Genomic DNA, 16,094 nt, shown 5'->3' with positions numbered 1-16,094 from the left:
TGCCGGCAGCTCGGAAGACGCACTACCCAACGGATGATCACGAAGTGCCAGAATCGGAGAGCCGGTTGCGCGCAGCCTCAATGAAGTAGGGCTCGAGCTCTGGCTCAGGACCAGACACCCTCCGGCTCTCCGTCACCGTCGTGCACCACCGTTGCTGATTTCTTGAGGTGTTGTCGGAGGGGTGAGGGGTGATGATCCCTGCGGTAGGCCGGCGGTATGAGGTACGCAGGCCGGCGGGCTGACCGCGGAGCGAGCAGCTCAGGGAACGGATCCGGTTCGAGGCCGACGAGCGGTTCGCGCGGCGAGAAAGACACGGCGATCGCTAGTGCTGTGACCGGGAAGGTTCACCGTGTCGCGACGTCCGGCATGGCGCTCGACGGGTTATTCGGGCCACCGACGTACGTGCGGTAGGAGCCGTGGCCCTCCGCCTTGCGATGCACGGCACGGCCGCCGGCCGGGCGGCCTCCTTACGGTTGGTAACCTTCGCGCCCCGGTCCGGGCTCACACTCGCCGCCCCGCCCTCTCAGGCGAGACGGGGCAGGCGTTTAATCGGATGTGCGTGCGGCGCGGGGTTGTTACGTTTGCCATGTGCCGAAGCTGAATCAGATCATCGCAGTCGAAAAGGGCGTCAAGTCCAAGGCCCTCCAGGAGCTCACCCAGGCTCACCAGGACGTGCAGAAGCCCGCCCTGCTGGCCGGCATCTCCCGGACCTACCAGCCCAAGGACGAGGAGGGCGAGCAGCTGCCGCCCGAGTCCACGCGGGTGCAGATCAAGGCCGAGGATGCTCTGCGGGCCACCGCCGGGACGCTGACGCGGCTCTTCGACGTGACCGCGACGAAGGACTGGGCGAACCGGTCCGCGGTCGCGGACGTGGTGGTCGACGGTACGGTGCTGTTGCCCCAGGTGCCTGTCCCGTACCTGTTGTTCCTGGAGAAGCAACTCACCGACCTGCACACCTTCGTGCGCAAGTTGCCGGTGCTCGACGCCTCCGAGTCTTGGAACCTGGACCCCTCGACGGACTCGTGGAAGACGGACCCGGTGCGGACCATCCGCACGAAGAAGGTTCCACGCAACCACGTGAAGGCCGAGGCCACGGAGAAGCACCCGGCGCAGGTCGAGGTGTACTACGAGGACGTCCCGGTCGGTTACTGGACCACGGTGAAGTTCTCCGGCGCGCTGCCCGCCCGGCGGGTCAATGAGCTCCTCGACCGCGTCGAGAAGCTCCAGCAGTCCGTCAAGTTCGCCCGCGAGGAGGCGAACAACACCGAGGTCACCGACCAGCGGGTTGGCGACGCGGTATTCGGCTACCTGTTCCGGTAGCCTCCACACACGCCCTCCGTCGCGAGCGGAGGGTGCGCGATGAGCGCAAGCTGAAACTGACGTTGAAGCTGATAAAGGGGTGTCAGTTGGGGGTTCGAATCCCTCCCCCCGCACCACGTGCGGGGGTGGCCCAAGCCTGGCAGAGGCGGCCCCGTGAAACTCAGATTCTCGCTCCAGTCTCAGTATTCGCCGCCGAACACCGGATCGACCGAGCGTGGGCGAACATCGACGGATGGGGGTTCAAGTCCCCTCGGCGCCTCTCTCGTGGCGCTGTAGTTCAAAGGCAGAACACGTCGATCTCAATATGACCCGCGGTTCTTAAAACGCCGCCGGTGTGCGCAAATGGGTGGCAAGCTGGAGCCCGGGAGCTGGACATGCTCCCGGGCTCCGTCACGTTCCGGGATTCTCCAGTTCAGGTGAGTGGAGAGGTTGTCGAGGATCACGTAGATCGGGGCGCCGTCCGGGCGGGCTGCCCGGAGCGTCTTCAAGGCGGCCCAGGTGTGGTCGATGCCTTTGCGGCGCCGGTTGATCCCCCACAATCTGGTCGTCGCCGACGGAGTAGCAGCCGTGAAAGTAGGTGATTCCATGGGTGCGCCGGTAGGTGGCCGGCAGGCGGTCGAGCTGCGACTGCTCGGCGCCTGGAGCGTGACCTGCGCGATCTGCTCGGTGCTGGCCCGGGCCAGTTGGGCCGGGGAGCCGAAGGTCTGCAGCAGAGCCAGAGCTGCCGGTGCCGGAGGCGGGCACGAGGACGGATGGATGGGAGTGAGCAGTCCACGCAGTCGGTTGCAGGTGCGGGTGCAGGTGGCGCTCCGGGTGAGGACGTCGTCGTGGCCCAGGACCATGGTCAGTTCGGCCGCACGCTCTCGTCGGCCTCAATGGAGTGCAACAGGTGGGGCAGGTTGCGGGTGGCATCGGCGATGACGTAGGCGTCGCGGGCGTCGCTCTTGCCCGTGCCGGGATGCAGGTCGCCCAGTCGGCGCATCGAAAGCCCCTGGAGATAGGCGACTTCGCATCCACTGGCGCGGGCGACGGTCACCGCCAGGGTGCCGAGGGAGGGTGGCTTGCCGACCACCACCAGGACCTTCCCTTTCGCTTGAGGCGGAGGAACAGTTCCCCCAGTTCGGGTTCGCCGTTGGGCAGCGACTTGTCGAAGGCCGTACGGCCATCACGCAGCAGGGCGGTGCCGTGGTGAGCGGACTGGCCCACGGCCAGGGCGCAGAACACGTCGATCGACGTGAAGTTGTTGCTGGACACCGGGCTTTCCCTCCCCGGAGTCGTCACCGGCGGCCGCCCGGGCACCGGAGATCGGCAGCCACGTTATGCAGCCCTGCCTGTCGGCGGACACGCTTCCATCAGTGACCATCCGGTGCCGTCGGGATCGGCGATAGCCCGCCTGGAACATCAAGGACAGGGGCAACTCCCCGATGGCGCAGATATTTTGGAAATAGTGCGCACAGCCGGTCACCTTTGACCGGTGCGGGTCGTCAGGGCGGTGAACGAGTTAATCGAGCGGGTGTGAACGGCCCGCATCCCGGAAGGAACACTGCCCGTGAACACGATGGCGCACAATCTCGAGACCCACACTTCCCGGTTTTCCGACCCCCAGCGTCTGGTGCCCGAACTCGGCGACGTCAGCGCCGCCCTTTTCAAGATCGTCAAGAACGGGGCGGTGGCGCCCAGTACCATTGGCCTGGTGCACCTGCGCGCCGGACAGCTGGTGGAGAACACATATCTGACGGTGCTGCACACCGGTAACCTGCGCCGCGCCGGAGTACCGGAAGAGAAGATCACCGCCGTGGTCTCCTGGCCGGACGCCCCCTATTTCACCGCTGCCGAGCGCGTGGCGCTGGAGCTGGTGGAGGCCGTGCTCACGCCCGGCCGGCCGGGGGAGCGTGTGCCCGACGCACTGTATGCGCGGGCTGCCGAGCACTACGACGCCACGGCGCTGGCCACACTGGCGATGGCGATCGGGCAGGTCAACTTCTTCATCCCGCTTGCGCTGATTGGCAAACCGCTGCCCGGCGTGTCGCCGAGCGAGCAGTGGCGCGCCAGTACAGGCGAGTAGCCGCGCACAAACAGCCGCCCCCGCCTTATTGCCGAGGCGGACGCTGTTGCCAGGCGTCCGCCCCGGCACTTCGCCCCACCGCTCGTGCCCAGCGTGGGCCGGAGACGGGGGCGGCGACCGCACTGGTGCGCATCGCCGCCCGACCGGCGTGGTCATCTTCAGTCGACCGACGGTGGCTTGCTCACCGCACTGCCCGGCTCCACACCGGGCGACGACGTCGGCACAGGGGCTGACATCGCGCACCACACCTCAGGCGACCTGTGCCCCCCGGCCAGGCTCAGACCCCTCTGGCCCGGAGCCTGGCAAACCGTACCCCGGCACACACGGCGGATCGTTTGCCCGACTCTGGTGGCCGCACTACCTCCTGTCCGCATCACCGCCCCCCCGGGCGACGGTGAACGCCTCGCGGCCCCTGGCAAGCACCGAAGGCTCTCACACCGGCACGTGCACCGCCCGGTCTCGACCGGTCCACCGGTTTGATCACCACCGTCCTGTCTCACAGCCGCCGAGTCCGCTTCTGCCAGATGTCGATCCACTCACCACCCCGTACGCAACCAGCAACCAAGGAAGTTCGACTATGACCTCGCTCAACATCCACACTCCGCTGCCCGCGACCGCGCCGGTATCCACGGCTGACACCCGCACTGTCTGGCACGGCGCATGGACGGCGGCGATCATGCGGCCCTCCCAGGCTCCGTGGTTCGACACCTGGGCCGAGCAGGGCTTTTCCGACCAGTCGCTGCGGCAGGTCGTGCGGGTGAACACCGGCGGCACCCGGTTGCGGATCCGCCTGTCCAACGCCTATGGCGCCACACCCCTGCACCTAACCGGAGCCAGCATCGGCCGCACCACTGCGGGCGCAGCTGTGCAACCGGGCAGCATCCGCACCCTGCGCTTCGCCGGCTCGCCCTCCACCACCATCCCCCCACGCAGCAGCGTCGTCAGCGACCCGCTCACCCTGCCCACCACACCACGCGAACAGCTCACCATCACCTTGTACTTCGAGGACGCCACCGGCCCCGCTAGCTACCACCAAGTGTCGATGACCACCACCTACCGCGCCATCGGCGACCATCACCGCGACCCGGCCGCCACCGCGTACACCGACAGAGTCGAGCCGGGTTTCGGATCCTGGTACTACCTCGAAGGCGTAGAGACCTCGGGCGGAAACCCGCAGCCCGGGGCGATCGTCGCATTCGGCGACTCCATCACCGACGGGTTCGGCGCCACCATCAACGGGGACGACCGCTATCCCGACGCCCTGGCCGGGCGCCTGCTCGCCGCCCACCGCCCGAGCCCGGTGCTGAACGCCGGCCTCGGCTCCAACCAACTGCTCACTGACTCGGCCTGCGCGGGTGACGCCGGGCTCACCCGGTTCGCACGGGACGTGCTGGGTCAGCCCCGCGTGGCCACAGTGATCGTCCTGATCGGCATCAACGACATCCAGATGAGCGAGCAGCCGATGTCCCAAGCCGTTGGCGCCGACCCTGCCGGCCTACCGATCACCGCGCAGCGACTGATCGAAGGCCACCGGAAGCTGATCCGCGCCGCACGCTCCTCCGGCGTCAGGATCATCGGAGGCACACTCACCCCGTACCGGGATGCGGCGGGCTGGACGGCCGGGGGCGAGAAGATCCGCGGCCAGGTCAATCAGTGGATCCGTACCGGCGGCGAGTACGACGCGGTCGCCGACTTCGAGCGCGCTCTGGATCCTGCCGCCACCGGCCGCATCCCGGACGGCTTGCACATGGGCGACCACATCCATCCCAGCCCTGCCGGCTACGAAACCATGGCCAACGCCATCGACCTGACCGCCCTGGGGCAGTGACGTTGGCGCCTGCCCCGGCGTCCGGCCGGTGCGCGCCAGCCGCCCCGGATCCAGTTTCACAGTCACCCGGGCAGAGCCGCTCACCTTCAGTGATGTCACAGACAACGACGGGGCCACCGTCGAGGTGTCTGCGCCCTCTCGGCGCACAGCGGGCAACAGGCCTGTGCCCGGCTGCTGCAGCCCCGCCCGCCGCGCTGACCCGGCGCGGCGTCAGCGAGGCCGAGCAGCGCGTGCGGCTGGTAACGGTGGCCGGGGCGGACATGGAGTGAGACCCAAGAGCGTCACCTGATGAGAGGTTGCAGCGCGCTGAGGTGAGACGTTGCAAGAGCAACTAGCCTTCGATCAGGGTTCCTGGTGGGATTTCCGCGTCTTTGGCTTTGTCGCCGGGCTGCAGTTGGCGGTCGTAGCGGCCCTGGCGCCAGACGAGTTTTTTGAACTGTTCGGTGGTGAGTACGCCCTGCCAGGGGGTGCCGTCGGGGCAGAAGACGCCCTCGCAGCCGTAGCAGTAGTGGGCCGGCAGCCAGTATTCGTTGGCCAGCATCTCGCCGGACGTCTCGGCGTCCTTGTCCCGGCCGTCGTCGCGCACCACCGCGATGGTGACGGCGAGGATGACCAGCCCGAGGACTACGCCGCCTATCGTGTACAGCTGGTTGTCCTTCTCGACGCCCGTGTAGGCGAGGCCGCCGCCGAACATGAGGCTCAGGACGAGCCCCTCGGCGAAGTGCATACAGCCGTCGCCGCCGCCGCTCGTCTCCGGGCCCTTTGCCAGGCGGGTGCCGAGGTTCTTGGCCAGGGCGCCCTTGCCGGACTGTGCCTGTTCGACCGTGCGTACCTCGGCTCCGCCACAGCGCGGGCATATCGGTGTCGGTGGCCCGGGCGTTGTGTCCGTTGTCATGCGCAGAACGCTATCGGGTGTGGGTGTCGGCGCTGATGGGGGAGTGCCCGTGCGAGGGGCTTGCGGGGCAGGCGAGGGCCCGGGACGGCGGTGGGGCCTGTGACGCACGAGTCGTGGGCGGGCTGCTGACGGAGTCTGCCGCGGGTGTCCCCGGTGCCAGCTACTTGGCGCTGTCCAGGAACTGCGGTGTCCTCTCCCTGGGAGTCGGCAATGTTGAACTGGCCGGCAACGGGGTTGGGCGGTGACGGTCCGAACCCGGGGGAGGGGGTCAGCCGGGGCTGCGGCAGGAGGTCTTGCGGGCACCGGGAGGGCGGTGGCTTACAGGTCGGGGCTGGGCTGGAGGGGCCACCCCGTGCTGTGAAACCGAAGTATCCGGCCGTGGAGAATGACGCACGGGCGCGGGCGGGTGCTCCGCTTGGCCCCCTTGGAATGGCGGCTGCGCGGCAGCGCAGAGAGGTTGACGGAGACCGTTCCTTACGAAAGGTGTTCTCACTATGTCTGCTCTGCCCCGTACCGTTGCGGCAGTTCTGATTGCGTCACTCGCCCTCATGGGCGGCGCCACGGCGGCGTCGGCGCAACCCGCCGACTCAGCCGGCGCCCACCAGCCGACCGACGACGGACCCACCAGCGACCTCAATGTCGTTCACCACTCGACCAATGTGGCGTCGTTCGGCGACATGGTCCTGGACTGACCGGCACACAGTTCGAGCACCACCCGCAAAGGGGGTCCGCCAGGCGCGGGCCCCCTTTGCGGGTGTCCGCATCCGGCCGGACACCAGGCATGCACAGCCCCTGACACCGTCCCGGGAGGAGTCCGGTGTCGACGTCCGCATCCGCCGCTTCCGCCGGTCCGGACCCTGGGAGAACCAGCAGCCGTTGGGTCTTGAGCCTGAATCCTGAATACGGGTTGTGCAGCTGGAGGTCTGCGTGGGGAAGCTCGCGAGCCCGGCTGTTCAGCTCAGACACGCACCTCGTAGCCTCCGCATATGACTGCTGATCCGTTCCAGTGCCGCTGCGTCCTCTGTCATAACTACGGCGGCCGAGACGAAGCGGACCGCATGGATCTGACGATCATCGAGAACGTGCAGCAGCACGGATGGCACGTCGTGATGGTTCCCGAGGACGACATCGGTCCTGGATTCGCCTACACGATCGGCCTCGCGCACACTCACAGCGCACCTGAGCTGGCCACATTCGGACTCGAAATCCACGTCATGCACCGCATACTCAACAGGCTCGGAGAGACCTCCGGCGCGGGCGCTGTACTGGCCGCCGGTCAGAGACATCCTGACGTTGCCGAGGGTAACCAGGTCGCGCTCAGGCAGGTTGATCTGCGCTGGTACCGGACCTTCTTCGGACAGGCCATCGGGTTCTACCGGCGGCCTCCGTTCCCTGTGCTGCAAGTTGCGTGGGCTGACGCGGATGGCCGCTTTCACTGGGACGAACAGGCTGAGGTGAGGCATCGGGGGTCCCAGCCTCAGTTGTGGCTGCCCCCGAGTGAGCACCCTGTTGGAGTTTGGCCGACCGAACTCTGACCCCGTGCCTGCCAGCGATAAAGCAACTAGGCCTGATTCGCTTTGACGGATATCCGAGAGGGGGCGGCTTCGGCGGTGAGGCGGCGGTCGTTCATCGCGAGGTGAACGGTGGCCCGGTCAGCAGGCTGCGGGTGTTCTCCGCGCCGAACCCGATTCGGCGGCCGATCACGCTGTGGTCGCGGACCAGCGCGCTGGCCGCCACGACGGCGCCGGTGCAGATCAGGACCGGACCGATTACCTGGGCGCCCGCCTCGATCCGGGCCCCGGCCTGGACGACCACTTCGCCCCGGAGCGGGGCGCCGTTCTCGACGGCGCCCTGGCCATCGCGCAGGTGCTCGCCGCATTGGTCGAGGTCGGAGGCGATGGCGGCCTTGGTGCCGAAGACGCTTATGCACCCGGCCAACAGGCAGGTAACGTACGGGCCGAGGCCCTCGGTGCGGATGTAGTAGTCAGGGGTGAGACGGCCGTCGGAGGCGAGCGCCGTGTGCGGGATGGGATTCGCGGACTGCATCAGGCAGTAGTGCACCGAGACCAGCAGCACCCGTACCGCCAGCGGCAGGCTCCGCGGCCGCCCCTGCATTGTGCCGTTGCCACCGCGCTCCCGCACTGCTTTGAGCAGGCGAGCAAACTGCGTCACCCACAGCCCGGTGAACGTCTCCACCCACATCCGTTCAGCTCTCAACAACCCATCCGTACAATGGCGATGTCCAGCTCGCAGCCCTGTGCAACACCTTTGAGGGCCGTCCTGTAACTGCCCCGGCGTGTGTGGCCCGTGGGGAGCCCGTCGCTCTCTGGCAGTGAGTTGAGAGACTTTGGTCATGGGATCTTGGGGAACCTTGGGGCCGGCGCTGTTGTCTCTGGCAGGCGTTGCGCTTGGCGCGGGCGGGTCACTGTTTGGTCAGTACCTGGTGTCGCGAGCGAGCGCCCGGCAGCTTGAGATACAAGAGTCGACCGCGCATCGTGCGGAGTTGAAGAACGTGATCCTGAAGTTCCTGAGCATTGCGTCGCAGGTGGAGAGGGGCGCGTTCACGCCTGCGCCCAACGGCGAGACTGTAGCGGATCCCGTGCTCGACCAGCTCGTCGATGACCTGTGGCTTGCGCAGGCGGAGATCGACCTGGCGGCCAGAAGCGAGCGGCTGCGGGGCGCTACGTATCGCTACGCAGCACGTCTCGCTGAGGCAGCCCGAGGTGAGGTAGCCGATGTGTCGGCGCTGCGAGGGCCGCAGGTGCAGTTCATGGACGCGTCGTATGACGACCTGTGGCCTGGACAGCGACGCGCGGCCGGGGATTCCCCGGCACCTTCGTGAGGCGGGACGGCGGGTGATGCGGTCTTGCCGTGGCTGGTGTGATCATGGCGTCGTGGCTTTCCTGGGTAGCCCCGTTCTCCTGGCTGAGCCCGGTCCTGTGGCCCGACGGTCGCCTTGCTCTCATCAATGCCGAGTCTTTGCGCCCCGACCTCACTGGGATGCCCGACCTGATCACCCTCACTTATCTCGCCACCACCGACGGACGCGGGCTGTCCCCGCGCTGGGTTCGCCAGACGTACCGTCGTCACCCTCGGCGCCCTATGGAGGGATGCTGGCCTCAGACAGGCCCTGCGAGCGTTCGCCGATGCCACCGGCCTCGCGTCCCGCCACGGCGCCGACCAATGACCCAAGGAGCACCACGTGTTCAACGGCATCCGAGCCATCATGATCTTCAGCGAAAACCCCGAGAAGTCCGCCCGCTGGTGGAGCGGCGTCCTCGACACCGAGGCCCACATCGAGGTCAATGACAAGAACGGCGCCGTGTACGCGTGGCTCGACGTCGCCGGCGTCGAGTTCGGCTTCCACCCGCTGGACGAGGAGAACAACCGCCGTGGTGGCAGTCCGGTTCCGTACTGGTCCGTCGACGACGTCGACGCCGTACGCCAACGTCTGCTCGACGCAGGATGCGCTCACCACCGTGGCCCCCTCGACTTTGTCGAGGGCCCTAGTGGACGGACGAGACGGATTGCCCAACTGACCGATCCCTTCGGAAATGTGATCGGAATTGACGGATCATGACCTTCTGGAGGCATCCGGTGCGCCACTGGCCGCTCGCCCAACTCACCCTCACCGCCACCGACCTTGTCCTGCGCGCCCCCGATGATGGCCAGCTCGACGAACTCGCACAGGTGGCGGCCGACGGCGTCGTCCCAGCCGGGGCCGCGTACTTCTCCTAGCCGTGGGCCTCCGGTACCCCCTAGGAGACCGCCCGCAATGTGGTGCAGAACTACTGGTGGGCCCGCGGCGACTGGCGCGAAGACAACTGGCGCCTCCTGCTCGCGGTCTTCCATAACGGGCAGGTGATCGGCCAGCAGAACCTCTCCGCCAGAGCCTTCGCCCTCACCCGTGACGCGGAGCGGACTTCAGCTCGGCCAGCGGTATCAGGGGCGAGGCTTCGGCGCACAGATGCGCGCCGCCGCACTGCACTTGGCCTTCGACTGCCCTGGGGCCCAGCGAGCCATGTCCACCACCTTCGCGGACAGCGCCGCGTCCCGCCGCGTCTCCCAGAAGTTCGGCTACGAACCCAACGGTGTACGTCTCCTCGCTGTGGACCAGCGCCTTGTCGAGGCGCACGACGACGTCCTCACCCCCCCGGCTGGCTTCGCTCGTCTCAGCAGCCCATTACGGTCGATGGCGTTGAGGAGTGTCGGCCCTTGTTTGGAGTCCCTGCCCCGCCCCCGCCTGTCGATGTCCTGCTCGACGTGTAGTGCCGACGGCCGGTAGTTCTGCGGCAGTTGCAGGACCACACCCCGCAACGCTTCGGACTTCCCTGCTCACGCTGGTGGATGCGAAGGGTCACGGCTGTCACCGGGCTAGGGAGCCGGCGGGCAGGAAGCCGCCGATGTGGTTACGGGGGTAGACCACTGTGCCGGGCCCGATCAGGGCGCCCGGCGAGAGCACGGTCCCGAACGCCGGCTGGCCGGTTGAGCGCAGTGGCCGGCGAGCCCGTAGAGCTGGGGTCGAACGGTTGGTAGAAGCCCGATGACCAGGAATTTGTCAACTCACCACTCCAGCTATATCGTTTCTCGATAGCATCGATAAACGATATAGAGCTGACGTGGGGGATCTGTGATGGCGACAACGCGTAGTCCGCTGGGGCCGATGTCGATAGCGGTCAAGTCGATCGTGACGCTGGTGGCGGTACTCATGATCGGGGGACTGTTCGGCCTGCTCTTCACCGACAATGTGTCCGTCCTCGGTGTCGGTGAGCAGTCCGTGTGCGTCACGGATACGACCACAGAAACCAGCACGGGAAATGGCGGTCCGGATGCGGACATCAAGGCCGCGCCCGGGGCCGCGCTCGTCCTGGACGCTCACCCGCAATACTGCACGAAGGACGCACCCAGCGCGATGCAGAGCCTGCTCAACATTCAATCCAAGCTGGCACCCTTCGCCTTCACTGGCGGAGCACTGCTGCTCGTCCTGCGGCTGATCAAAGGTGCGGAACGCGACGGCCTCTACACCACACGAACCGCGGGGCGGCTGCGCGGATTGGGCTGGTGGATGCTGGCCGGCAGCGTGCTCGCCGCGATCCTCACTTCCGTCGCCGAGCGGGCACTGGTCGCCTCACTGAGTGCCGGCAACTGGAGCTCCAACGCCTGGTCCGGACTGCTGCTCTGGGACATCCCCTACATGGCGATCCTCACCGGCCTCGGCATCCTCTCCTTCGCCCGGATCATGCGCATCGGCATCCGCATGCGTGAAGACCTCGATGGAACAGTCTGATGCCTGAGGAGAAGGACGAGCACGCCATCGAGGTCCACCTCGACCGGCTGCTCGAAGAGCGCGGAATGACACTGACCGAACTCGCTGACCGAGTCGGCGTCACCCATGCGAACCTCTCCATCCTCAAGAACGGCAGGGCGCGGGCCATGCGATTCACCACCCTGACCCGTCTGTGTGAAGTCCTTGGCTGCCAGCCCGGCGACCTACTCAGCCACCGCCCCCGCTGAGCACGCCGCCAACGATGCGTGCAGGAAGCGTTTTTGGAGGCCTCCGCGAGCCGGCAGGCCGGCGAGGGCCATCAGGCAGCAGTTGTTGATGCAGAACCTCGCAGTTGCGCTGAATAAGACTGGCAGTGTTGACGGTGCGATTGAGGCCATTGAGGCAGGCCATCCGGCCCGGTCCGAGATCATGATCCGCTGGGCGATGATCGGCATCATGGTCCGTCGACTCACTCGTGGCCGGCCGGCCACACGCCCAGGAGCCTGTCCACTCTCGTCGAAGCCTGGTCTGTGACTGCTCCCGTCTAGGTGTCTGGTTGGATTCGGACATGGGCAACGGCAGCCACGAGGATTCAGGTCTCTCCAAGAGCACCTGGAGCGACGCAGATTTCGAAGGCATGGGGTGGCATGACGCCACCATCCACGGCTTGTCCATCCAGCCGACCAACGACATCCTGCCGCGTCTTCTCCTTGACCTCGACTACATCGTCCGCTGGGTCCACCCAGTTCCGCCCGCAACACACTTTTCGTTCTGGGTCTCTCCGGCGACGCTCGTCTTCGAAGATGTCTTCGACCTTGAGGGCGATCTCGACTTCAAAGGTTTCGCTGTGGACTTGGAGGTCGACAGGGTGCACCGGCTGGTGACGAACGATGCCCGTCCGAACTTTGCACACTGCCCGCTCTGGCATATCGAAGGCCGCGCGTTTGATGTGAAGTTCCGGGCCTCGGGGTTCAATCAGTACTTTCGGCAGGCCCCGAGGCTCGTATCCCGGCAGGCATTGCCCTATGCCGAACGCGGGGGTTGCGCCTTCACCGAACTTGGCTTCAGCTGATTGGCGACCTGCCGAGGAATCGGCCCACAGTGAGCACAGCGAGCGCATCGACACAACCTGGCCAGATCTCGAACGCGGTCTGACAGGACGACGGATCCGTTCTTCTGCCCACCTTGGAGGCGGAGTGGAAAGCGGGTTCCACTGGCCGTTAAGCACTGGGACGGACAGATGACAATCCGTATCTTGGCCACATGGTGGATGAGGGGGAGCCGAGACTCTTTGTGAACCGGTGGGGCGACACACCGGACCCGGCATCGGTAGGACGCGCCTCCTATCGAGATGAGTGTGTGTGCTTCGACCAGGCCAAGCCGCATCCGCGAGCCCGTGTCGGTTTCCACGCCGAGCGCCAGGACACTTTGACCGCTGGCTGGCGACGTCTGCTGGAGTTGGTCGCAGAGGCGGCGGAAGATGGGCGGGAGGAGTTCCGACCTCTAGTCGAACTCAGTGCCGGGGAGCGTCGCCAGGTCATCACCCTGCCGCCGAGCATCGCCAGACTGACGTCGGTCAAGCGCTTTGTGCTCTACGGCAGCAACCTGGTCCGAATACCGCCCGAGATTGGTGCAATGAGCAGCCTGGAGGAGTTCACCCCCTATACCTCGCACCGGCTGCACTGGTTCCCCTACGAGATCACCAGATGCTCAAAGCTGGCCCGGAGCACGGTGAGCACCCGCGCGCTCTTCGGGAACTACAGGGTCCGTCCTCCCTTCCCCCGGCTCCAGCCCTGGCAGAACTCAGTCGCTGATCTCGACCTGACACAGCTCGATGCCCGGCGCTGGGGCACTACCGCCATCCGCGGATGCAGTGTCTGCGACCGGCCGATCGAGCAGGGTGGGCTCCACCAAATGTGGATCTCGCTGCGGGTGGCCACCGATGTCCTGCCTCTCTTGGCCAATGCCTGCTCGGCAGCTTGCGTTTCGGCCCTTCCCTCCGGCGCCGAGGACCACGTGCAGCTGCCGCATACAGGCGGCAGGGTCCAGCGGCCACCGTCCGACTGGGACTGATCTCGTCCATCTGCGCACCGACGCAGTGGCGCACGGCTGCGCGTACTCTCCGGCACTGTGATGCCTGAGCAGCCAGAAGGTCATGAGCCCTAGACGATCAACTCCAAGGGGAGCCTGCGGAGCGTATGGGGGTGGGCGGTCAGGCGCCGGGGTCGACCTCGGGGTGCGTGAACCGCACGGGTTTGCCCAGCGCCCGGGCGTAGGCGATCTCTGCTCGGGTGCTGTCTCCGATGTAGTCGCCGACTACGAGCACCTCATCAGCGAGCCGGATCTTCGCGCGGTGCAGATCGTCGAGTCGAGCCTTCAGCGCCTCGGCCTCGACAGGATCGGACCAAAGTGCGTGTGGCGACTGCATGTCGCAGCCCGGTTTGACGACGATCTTGCCGGCTTTGGTTTCCCGCAGATCGGCCTCGGTCATCTCGCTCATGAAACGGGTGGAGCCGCAGATCACGACGATACGTGGGAGGCTCAGCCGCTTCTTCGCGTCGGCGAGTTTCTCCTCGGGGGTGAGCGGTTGCGGGTATGCCACTGGTTCCTCCTGGTGGTGTGGTCCAACGGGTGCCATCTAGCACGATGGTTGTCGTTAACCTGCCACCCCGACCTGGCCGTTCTCGTGAGGTGCTGGCGGCCGAGCGGAGCATCGGGTGGCTCATGCACCACCGCCGACTCGCCCGCGACTACGAAACCCACCCACACCGGTCCGAAGCCACGGTCCACTCGCGATGATCGACCTCATGGCCCGCCGCCTCACCGGCGAAGCCACCCTCAACTGGCGCGGAACCTGACCCGGTATCAAACACACCCCACAGGGAGAAACGCTCAGTAAGACCTGTCCCGTAAATGATCTCTGAGTCGTGTGGATGTGGTCGGTGACCAACCCGACTGCTCGTCTATCCGGTGAGGTTGAGGTTGTGCAGTCGGAACGATTCCGAGCATGGCGTGGTGGACGCCGTCGCCCTTGAGGCGGCAGTCGCGGAGGATCTTCCAGGTCTTCATGCGGGCGAAGACGTGCTCGACGCGGGCGCGGACCTGTTTGTGGGACTTGTTGTGGGCCTGTTTCCAGTCGGGCAGCTCTTCGCCTTTGCGGCGCCGGTGGGGGATGACGAGCCCGGTGCCCGGGTAGCCGCCGTCGGCGATCGTCATTGTCTTGCCGACGGCGGCTTTCGCGCCGGACTCTTCCCACGCCTTGCAGTCGTTGCGGTTGCCGGGCAGTGGCCGGCCGACCAGCACGACGAGTCGCGTATCAGCGTCGATGACGACCTGGTGGTTGGTGGAGTACCGGTGGTAGTTCTTGGACTGCTCGGCGATGGTCTGGTCGCGGGTGGGCACCAGGGTGCGGTCCACGATGAGCACGGTGTCCTTGCGGAATCGCCGGCGGGGCTGCAGCGCGAGCGACGGGCCGAGGTCATCGATGATGCGGTCGGCCGCGGACTTCGAGATCCCGAAGAGCGGGGCAAGCTGGCGCAAGGTGAGGTTCGTGTGCGAGTACGCCGCGACAAGCAGCACCCGGTCTTCCAGCGGAAGGGACCACGGGCGGCCCTTGCGCACCGGATCCGCACCCTCGCGGCGCAGTTCAGCCACCAACTTGCCGAAGGCACGCGGGCTCAGCCCCGTGAACGGGGTTATCCAGGACGACTCCGACGCCGTGATCACACCAGACACCACAAGATCGTTTCATGGTGCCGACACAACGTCGAGAATGCTCCTATGACTGAAAAGCTGGTGAAGTTTCTCGAGGCGCGGCTCGATGAGGAGGCCGACTTGGCACGACGCTGCGACGGTGACGGATGCGGGGAATGGTCTGCCCACGGACACACGGTCGACTTCTGCCAGATTGACCTCTCCGGATTCCACCCCACGATTGCTCTGCATGTCGCACTGCACGACCCGGCCCGCGTCCTGCGCGAGGTCGAGGCCAAGCGGCGCATCCTGGCCCGTCACGCCCGCGACCCCTGGCCGTGCCACGACCTACGTGACCTTGCCTCGCCTTACGCCGACCATCCTGACTTTCCCGCACGGGGCTGAAGCGGGGCAGTACACGAGCAGAGGACCTAGCAAGGCCGCGTGCTGGACCGCGCCTGCCCCTCTGAAGATCGTTTACGGGACAGCCCTTAAGCGGTGATCGTCTGGGCTTCCATGTGGTGGCTGCAGCGCGACAGTTCGCCAGGTGGGGACGGGGGCAGAAAATCGTGTCCCGATGAACCGCCGCATCAAGGTCTGGGCTACGGGCGACCTGACCAGCTACAGGTCCCTAACTGCCGCAATTGCCTAAGGCGGACCTCATGCGGTAGATCCGTCCGATTCTCCGAACTTCGGTACCTGCATCGGATGTAACTTCGCCCGAATATGGAGGACCCGGACGGGGTGGCGCCAACGCCCCTGGTCGACAGCGGTGTCTCCACTGAACTCGGCGACTACACCCGGTGCGACGAGAGTTACGTCCAAGCGCCGGTTGCTGCCCCATCCAGCGGATTCTCTGTCAAGTACTGCATGTTGAAGATCGGAGGCCAGGAAGACACGCCCACCGATATCGCCCTCCATCTGATCGCCGCCCGCGATACTGACGCCTGACGTCACGCGCCCGACACCCCACTGGCACCGCACCCCACCGAGCGGCCACTCACGAGAAGAACGAAGGCGTCCCGCC

The 16,094-nt window shown here is 66.4% G+C and carries 19 protein-coding genes and 4 pseudogenes; 16 read left to right on the top strand and 7 right to left on the bottom strand.

Features of this window, described 5'->3' with window-relative positions; all coding sequences use genetic code 11:
• The first annotated feature begins 588 nt into the window (after positions 1-588).
• On the top strand, positions 589-1,320 hold the full coding sequence (locus ACWGIH_RS09785; RefSeq protein ID WP_006376607.1) for a DUF7873 family protein: 732 nt from the start codon (positions 589-591) through the stop codon (positions 1,318-1,320).
• A gap of 365 nt (positions 1,321-1,685) precedes the next feature.
• Here ACWGIH_RS09785 and ACWGIH_RS09780 read toward each other — a convergent pair.
• The 3 genes and pseudogenes from ACWGIH_RS09780 to ACWGIH_RS09770 form a co-directional block, all read right to left on the bottom strand.
• Positions 1,686-1,956 (bottom strand): annotated as a pseudogene (locus ACWGIH_RS09780) (IS630 family transposase); the annotation flags it as partial.
• A gap of 208 nt (positions 1,957-2,164) precedes the next feature.
• Positions 2,165-2,392: an IS110 family transposase gene (locus ACWGIH_RS09775; RefSeq protein ID WP_453510303.1), complete on the bottom strand. Its 228-nt coding sequence runs from the start codon at positions 2,390-2,392 to the stop codon at positions 2,165-2,167.
• Complete coding sequence (locus tag ACWGIH_RS09770; protein WP_453446865.1) at positions 2,353-2,574, bottom strand: hypothetical protein; 222 nt, start codon at positions 2,572-2,574, stop codon at positions 2,353-2,355. Before ACWGIH_RS09770 ends, ACWGIH_RS09775 begins: the two co-directional genes overlap by 40 nt.
• A gap of 304 nt (positions 2,575-2,878) precedes the next feature.
• On the opposite strand from ACWGIH_RS09770, the gene ACWGIH_RS09765 reads away from it, so the two are divergent.
• Both ACWGIH_RS09765 and ACWGIH_RS09760 read left to right on the top strand, forming a co-directional pair.
• Positions 2,879-3,385 (top strand): carboxymuconolactone decarboxylase family protein, encoded by a 507-nt coding sequence (locus tag ACWGIH_RS09765; protein WP_453446940.1) that lies wholly within the window; start codon positions 2,879-2,881, stop codon positions 3,383-3,385.
• Positions 3,386-3,962: 577 nt separating this feature from the next.
• Positions 3,963-5,213, top strand: coding sequence for an SGNH/GDSL hydrolase family protein (locus ACWGIH_RS09760; RefSeq protein ID WP_453446867.1), 1,251 nt, complete (start codon positions 3,963-3,965; stop codon positions 5,211-5,213).
• A 331-nt stretch (positions 5,214-5,544) separates the two neighbouring features.
• Here the strand turns inward: ACWGIH_RS09760 and ACWGIH_RS09755 are convergent, their stop codons facing one another.
• The gene (locus ACWGIH_RS09755) at positions 5,545-6,108 is read right to left on the bottom strand and encodes a hypothetical protein (protein ID WP_453446869.1); all 564 of its coding nucleotides are present in this window, start codon (positions 6,106-6,108) and stop codon (positions 5,545-5,547) included.
• A gap of 494 nt (positions 6,109-6,602) precedes the next feature.
• Between ACWGIH_RS09755 and ACWGIH_RS09750 the strand changes: the two genes are divergently transcribed.
• A complete protein-coding gene (locus tag ACWGIH_RS09750; protein ID WP_453446870.1) occupies positions 6,603-6,800 on the top strand; it encodes a hypothetical protein in 198 nt (65 codons plus the stop codon).
• Between the two features lie 294 nt (positions 6,801-7,094).
• Positions 7,095-7,643: a DUF4262 domain-containing protein gene (locus tag ACWGIH_RS09745; RefSeq protein ID WP_453446872.1), complete on the top strand. Its 549-nt coding sequence runs from the start codon at positions 7,095-7,097 to the stop codon at positions 7,641-7,643.
• A gap of 517 nt (positions 7,644-8,160) precedes the next feature.
• On the opposite strand, the pseudogene ACWGIH_RS09740 reads toward ACWGIH_RS09745, so the two are convergent.
• Positions 8,161-8,310 (bottom strand): annotated as a pseudogene (locus ACWGIH_RS09740) (IS5/IS1182 family transposase); the annotation flags it as partial.
• A gap of 151 nt (positions 8,311-8,461) precedes the next feature.
• On the opposite strand from ACWGIH_RS09740, the gene ACWGIH_RS09735 reads away from it, so the two are divergent.
• From ACWGIH_RS09735 to ACWGIH_RS09700, 8 genes are all read left to right on the top strand, one after another.
• On the top strand, positions 8,462-8,950 hold the full coding sequence (locus ACWGIH_RS09735; RefSeq protein WP_453446874.1) for a hypothetical protein: 489 nt from the start codon (positions 8,462-8,464) through the stop codon (positions 8,948-8,950).
• Positions 8,951-9,310: 360 nt separating this feature from the next.
• Positions 9,311-9,688, top strand: coding sequence for a VOC family protein (locus ACWGIH_RS09730; protein WP_453446875.1), 378 nt, complete (start codon positions 9,311-9,313; stop codon positions 9,686-9,688).
• The gene (locus ACWGIH_RS09725; RefSeq protein ID WP_453446877.1) at positions 9,685-9,846 is read left to right on the top strand and encodes a hypothetical protein; all 162 of its coding nucleotides are present in this window, start codon (positions 9,685-9,687) and stop codon (positions 9,844-9,846) included. Before ACWGIH_RS09730 ends, ACWGIH_RS09725 begins: the two co-directional genes overlap by 4 nt.
• A 169-nt stretch (positions 9,847-10,015) precedes the next feature.
• Positions 10,016-10,393: a GNAT family N-acetyltransferase gene (locus ACWGIH_RS09720; protein WP_453446879.1), complete on the top strand. Its 378-nt coding sequence runs from the start codon at positions 10,016-10,018 to the stop codon at positions 10,391-10,393.
• A gap of 378 nt (positions 10,394-10,771) precedes the next feature.
• Positions 10,772-11,395, top strand: coding sequence for a DUF2975 domain-containing protein (locus tag ACWGIH_RS09715; RefSeq protein WP_453446880.1), 624 nt, complete (start codon positions 10,772-10,774; stop codon positions 11,393-11,395).
• Entirely contained in the window at positions 11,395-11,622 is a 228-nt protein-coding gene (locus ACWGIH_RS09710; protein ID WP_453446882.1) for a helix-turn-helix domain-containing protein, read from the top strand. The genes ACWGIH_RS09715 and ACWGIH_RS09710 overlap by 1 nt, the downstream gene beginning before the upstream one ends.
• Positions 11,623-11,942: 320 nt before the next feature.
• Positions 11,943-12,446 carry a hypothetical protein gene (locus ACWGIH_RS09705; protein ID WP_453446884.1) on the top strand — a complete coding sequence of 168 codons (504 nt, stop codon included), beginning with the start codon at positions 11,943-11,945 and terminating at the stop codon, positions 12,444-12,446.
• Between the two features lie 191 nt (positions 12,447-12,637).
• Complete coding sequence (locus ACWGIH_RS09700; protein ID WP_453446885.1) at positions 12,638-13,447, top strand: leucine-rich repeat domain-containing protein; 810 nt, start codon at positions 12,638-12,640, stop codon at positions 13,445-13,447.
• A 139-nt stretch (positions 13,448-13,586) separates the two neighbouring features.
• Here the strand turns inward: ACWGIH_RS09700 and ACWGIH_RS09695 are convergent, their stop codons facing one another.
• The gene (locus ACWGIH_RS09695; protein WP_453446886.1) at positions 13,587-14,012 is read right to left on the bottom strand and encodes a hypothetical protein; all 426 of its coding nucleotides are present in this window, start codon (positions 14,010-14,012) and stop codon (positions 13,587-13,589) included.
• A 65-nt stretch (positions 14,013-14,077) separates the two neighbouring features.
• On the opposite strand from ACWGIH_RS09695, the pseudogene ACWGIH_RS09690 reads away from it, so the two are divergent.
• Positions 14,078-14,232, top strand: a pseudogene (locus ACWGIH_RS09690) (IS5 family transposase); the annotation flags it as partial.
• 105 nt (positions 14,233-14,337) lie between these two features.
• Here the strand turns inward: ACWGIH_RS09690 and ACWGIH_RS09685 are convergent.
• A pseudogene (locus ACWGIH_RS09685) lies at positions 14,338-15,109 on the bottom strand (transposase).
• Between the two features lie 45 nt (positions 15,110-15,154).
• Here ACWGIH_RS09685 and ACWGIH_RS09680 point away from each other — a divergent pair.
• Positions 15,155-15,472, top strand: a complete 318-nt coding sequence (locus ACWGIH_RS09680) for a DUF6221 family protein (RefSeq protein ID WP_453446888.1) — start codon at positions 15,155-15,157, stop codon at positions 15,470-15,472.
• A gap of 321 nt (positions 15,473-15,793) precedes the next feature.
• Positions 15,794-16,018, top strand: a complete 225-nt coding sequence (locus ACWGIH_RS09675; protein WP_453446890.1) for a hypothetical protein — start codon at positions 15,794-15,796, stop codon at positions 16,016-16,018.
• Positions 16,019-16,094: the final 76 nt, after the last annotated feature.

The organism is Streptomyces sp. NPDC054872 (genome assembly GCF_053610705.1).
Note: the sequence above shows the minus strand (reverse complement) of the source record. Positions and strands in the feature narration are given on the sequence as shown.

Excerpts from the sequence above, each read along its gene's own strand:
- ACWGIH_RS09765 (WP_453446940.1), top strand. The coding sequence starts at position 2,879 with ATGGCGCACAATCTCGAGACCCACACTTCCCGGTTTTCCGACCCCCAG.
- ACWGIH_RS09760 (WP_453446867.1), top strand. The coding sequence starts at position 3,963 with ATGACCTCGCTCAACATCCACACTCCGCTGCCCGCGACCGCGCCGGTA.
- ACWGIH_RS09755 (WP_453446869.1), bottom strand. The coding sequence starts at position 6,108 with ATGACAACGGACACAACGCCCGGGCCACCGACACCGATATGCCCGCGC.
- ACWGIH_RS09750 (WP_453446870.1), top strand. The coding sequence starts at position 6,603 with ATGTCTGCTCTGCCCCGTACCGTTGCGGCAGTTCTGATTGCGTCACTC.
- ACWGIH_RS09745 (WP_453446872.1), top strand. The coding sequence starts at position 7,095 with ATGACTGCTGATCCGTTCCAGTGCCGCTGCGTCCTCTGTCATAACTAC.
- ACWGIH_RS09735 (WP_453446874.1), top strand. The coding sequence starts at position 8,462 with ATGGGATCTTGGGGAACCTTGGGGCCGGCGCTGTTGTCTCTGGCAGGC.
- ACWGIH_RS09725 (WP_453446877.1), top strand. The coding sequence starts at position 9,685 with ATGACCTTCTGGAGGCATCCGGTGCGCCACTGGCCGCTCGCCCAACTC.
- ACWGIH_RS09715 (WP_453446880.1), top strand. The coding sequence starts at position 10,772 with ATGTCGATAGCGGTCAAGTCGATCGTGACGCTGGTGGCGGTACTCATG.
- ACWGIH_RS09710 (WP_453446882.1), top strand. The coding sequence starts at position 11,395 with ATGCCTGAGGAGAAGGACGAGCACGCCATCGAGGTCCACCTCGACCGG.
- ACWGIH_RS09705 (WP_453446884.1), top strand. The coding sequence starts at position 11,943 with ATGGGCAACGGCAGCCACGAGGATTCAGGTCTCTCCAAGAGCACCTGG.
- ACWGIH_RS09700 (WP_453446885.1), top strand. The coding sequence starts at position 12,638 with ATGGTGGATGAGGGGGAGCCGAGACTCTTTGTGAACCGGTGGGGCGAC.
- ACWGIH_RS09695 (WP_453446886.1), bottom strand. The coding sequence starts at position 14,012 with ATGGCACCCGTTGGACCACACCACCAGGAGGAACCAGTGGCATACCCG.
- ACWGIH_RS09680 (WP_453446888.1), top strand. The coding sequence starts at position 15,155 with ATGACTGAAAAGCTGGTGAAGTTTCTCGAGGCGCGGCTCGATGAGGAG.
- ACWGIH_RS09675 (WP_453446890.1), top strand. The coding sequence starts at position 15,794 with ATGGAGGACCCGGACGGGGTGGCGCCAACGCCCCTGGTCGACAGCGGT.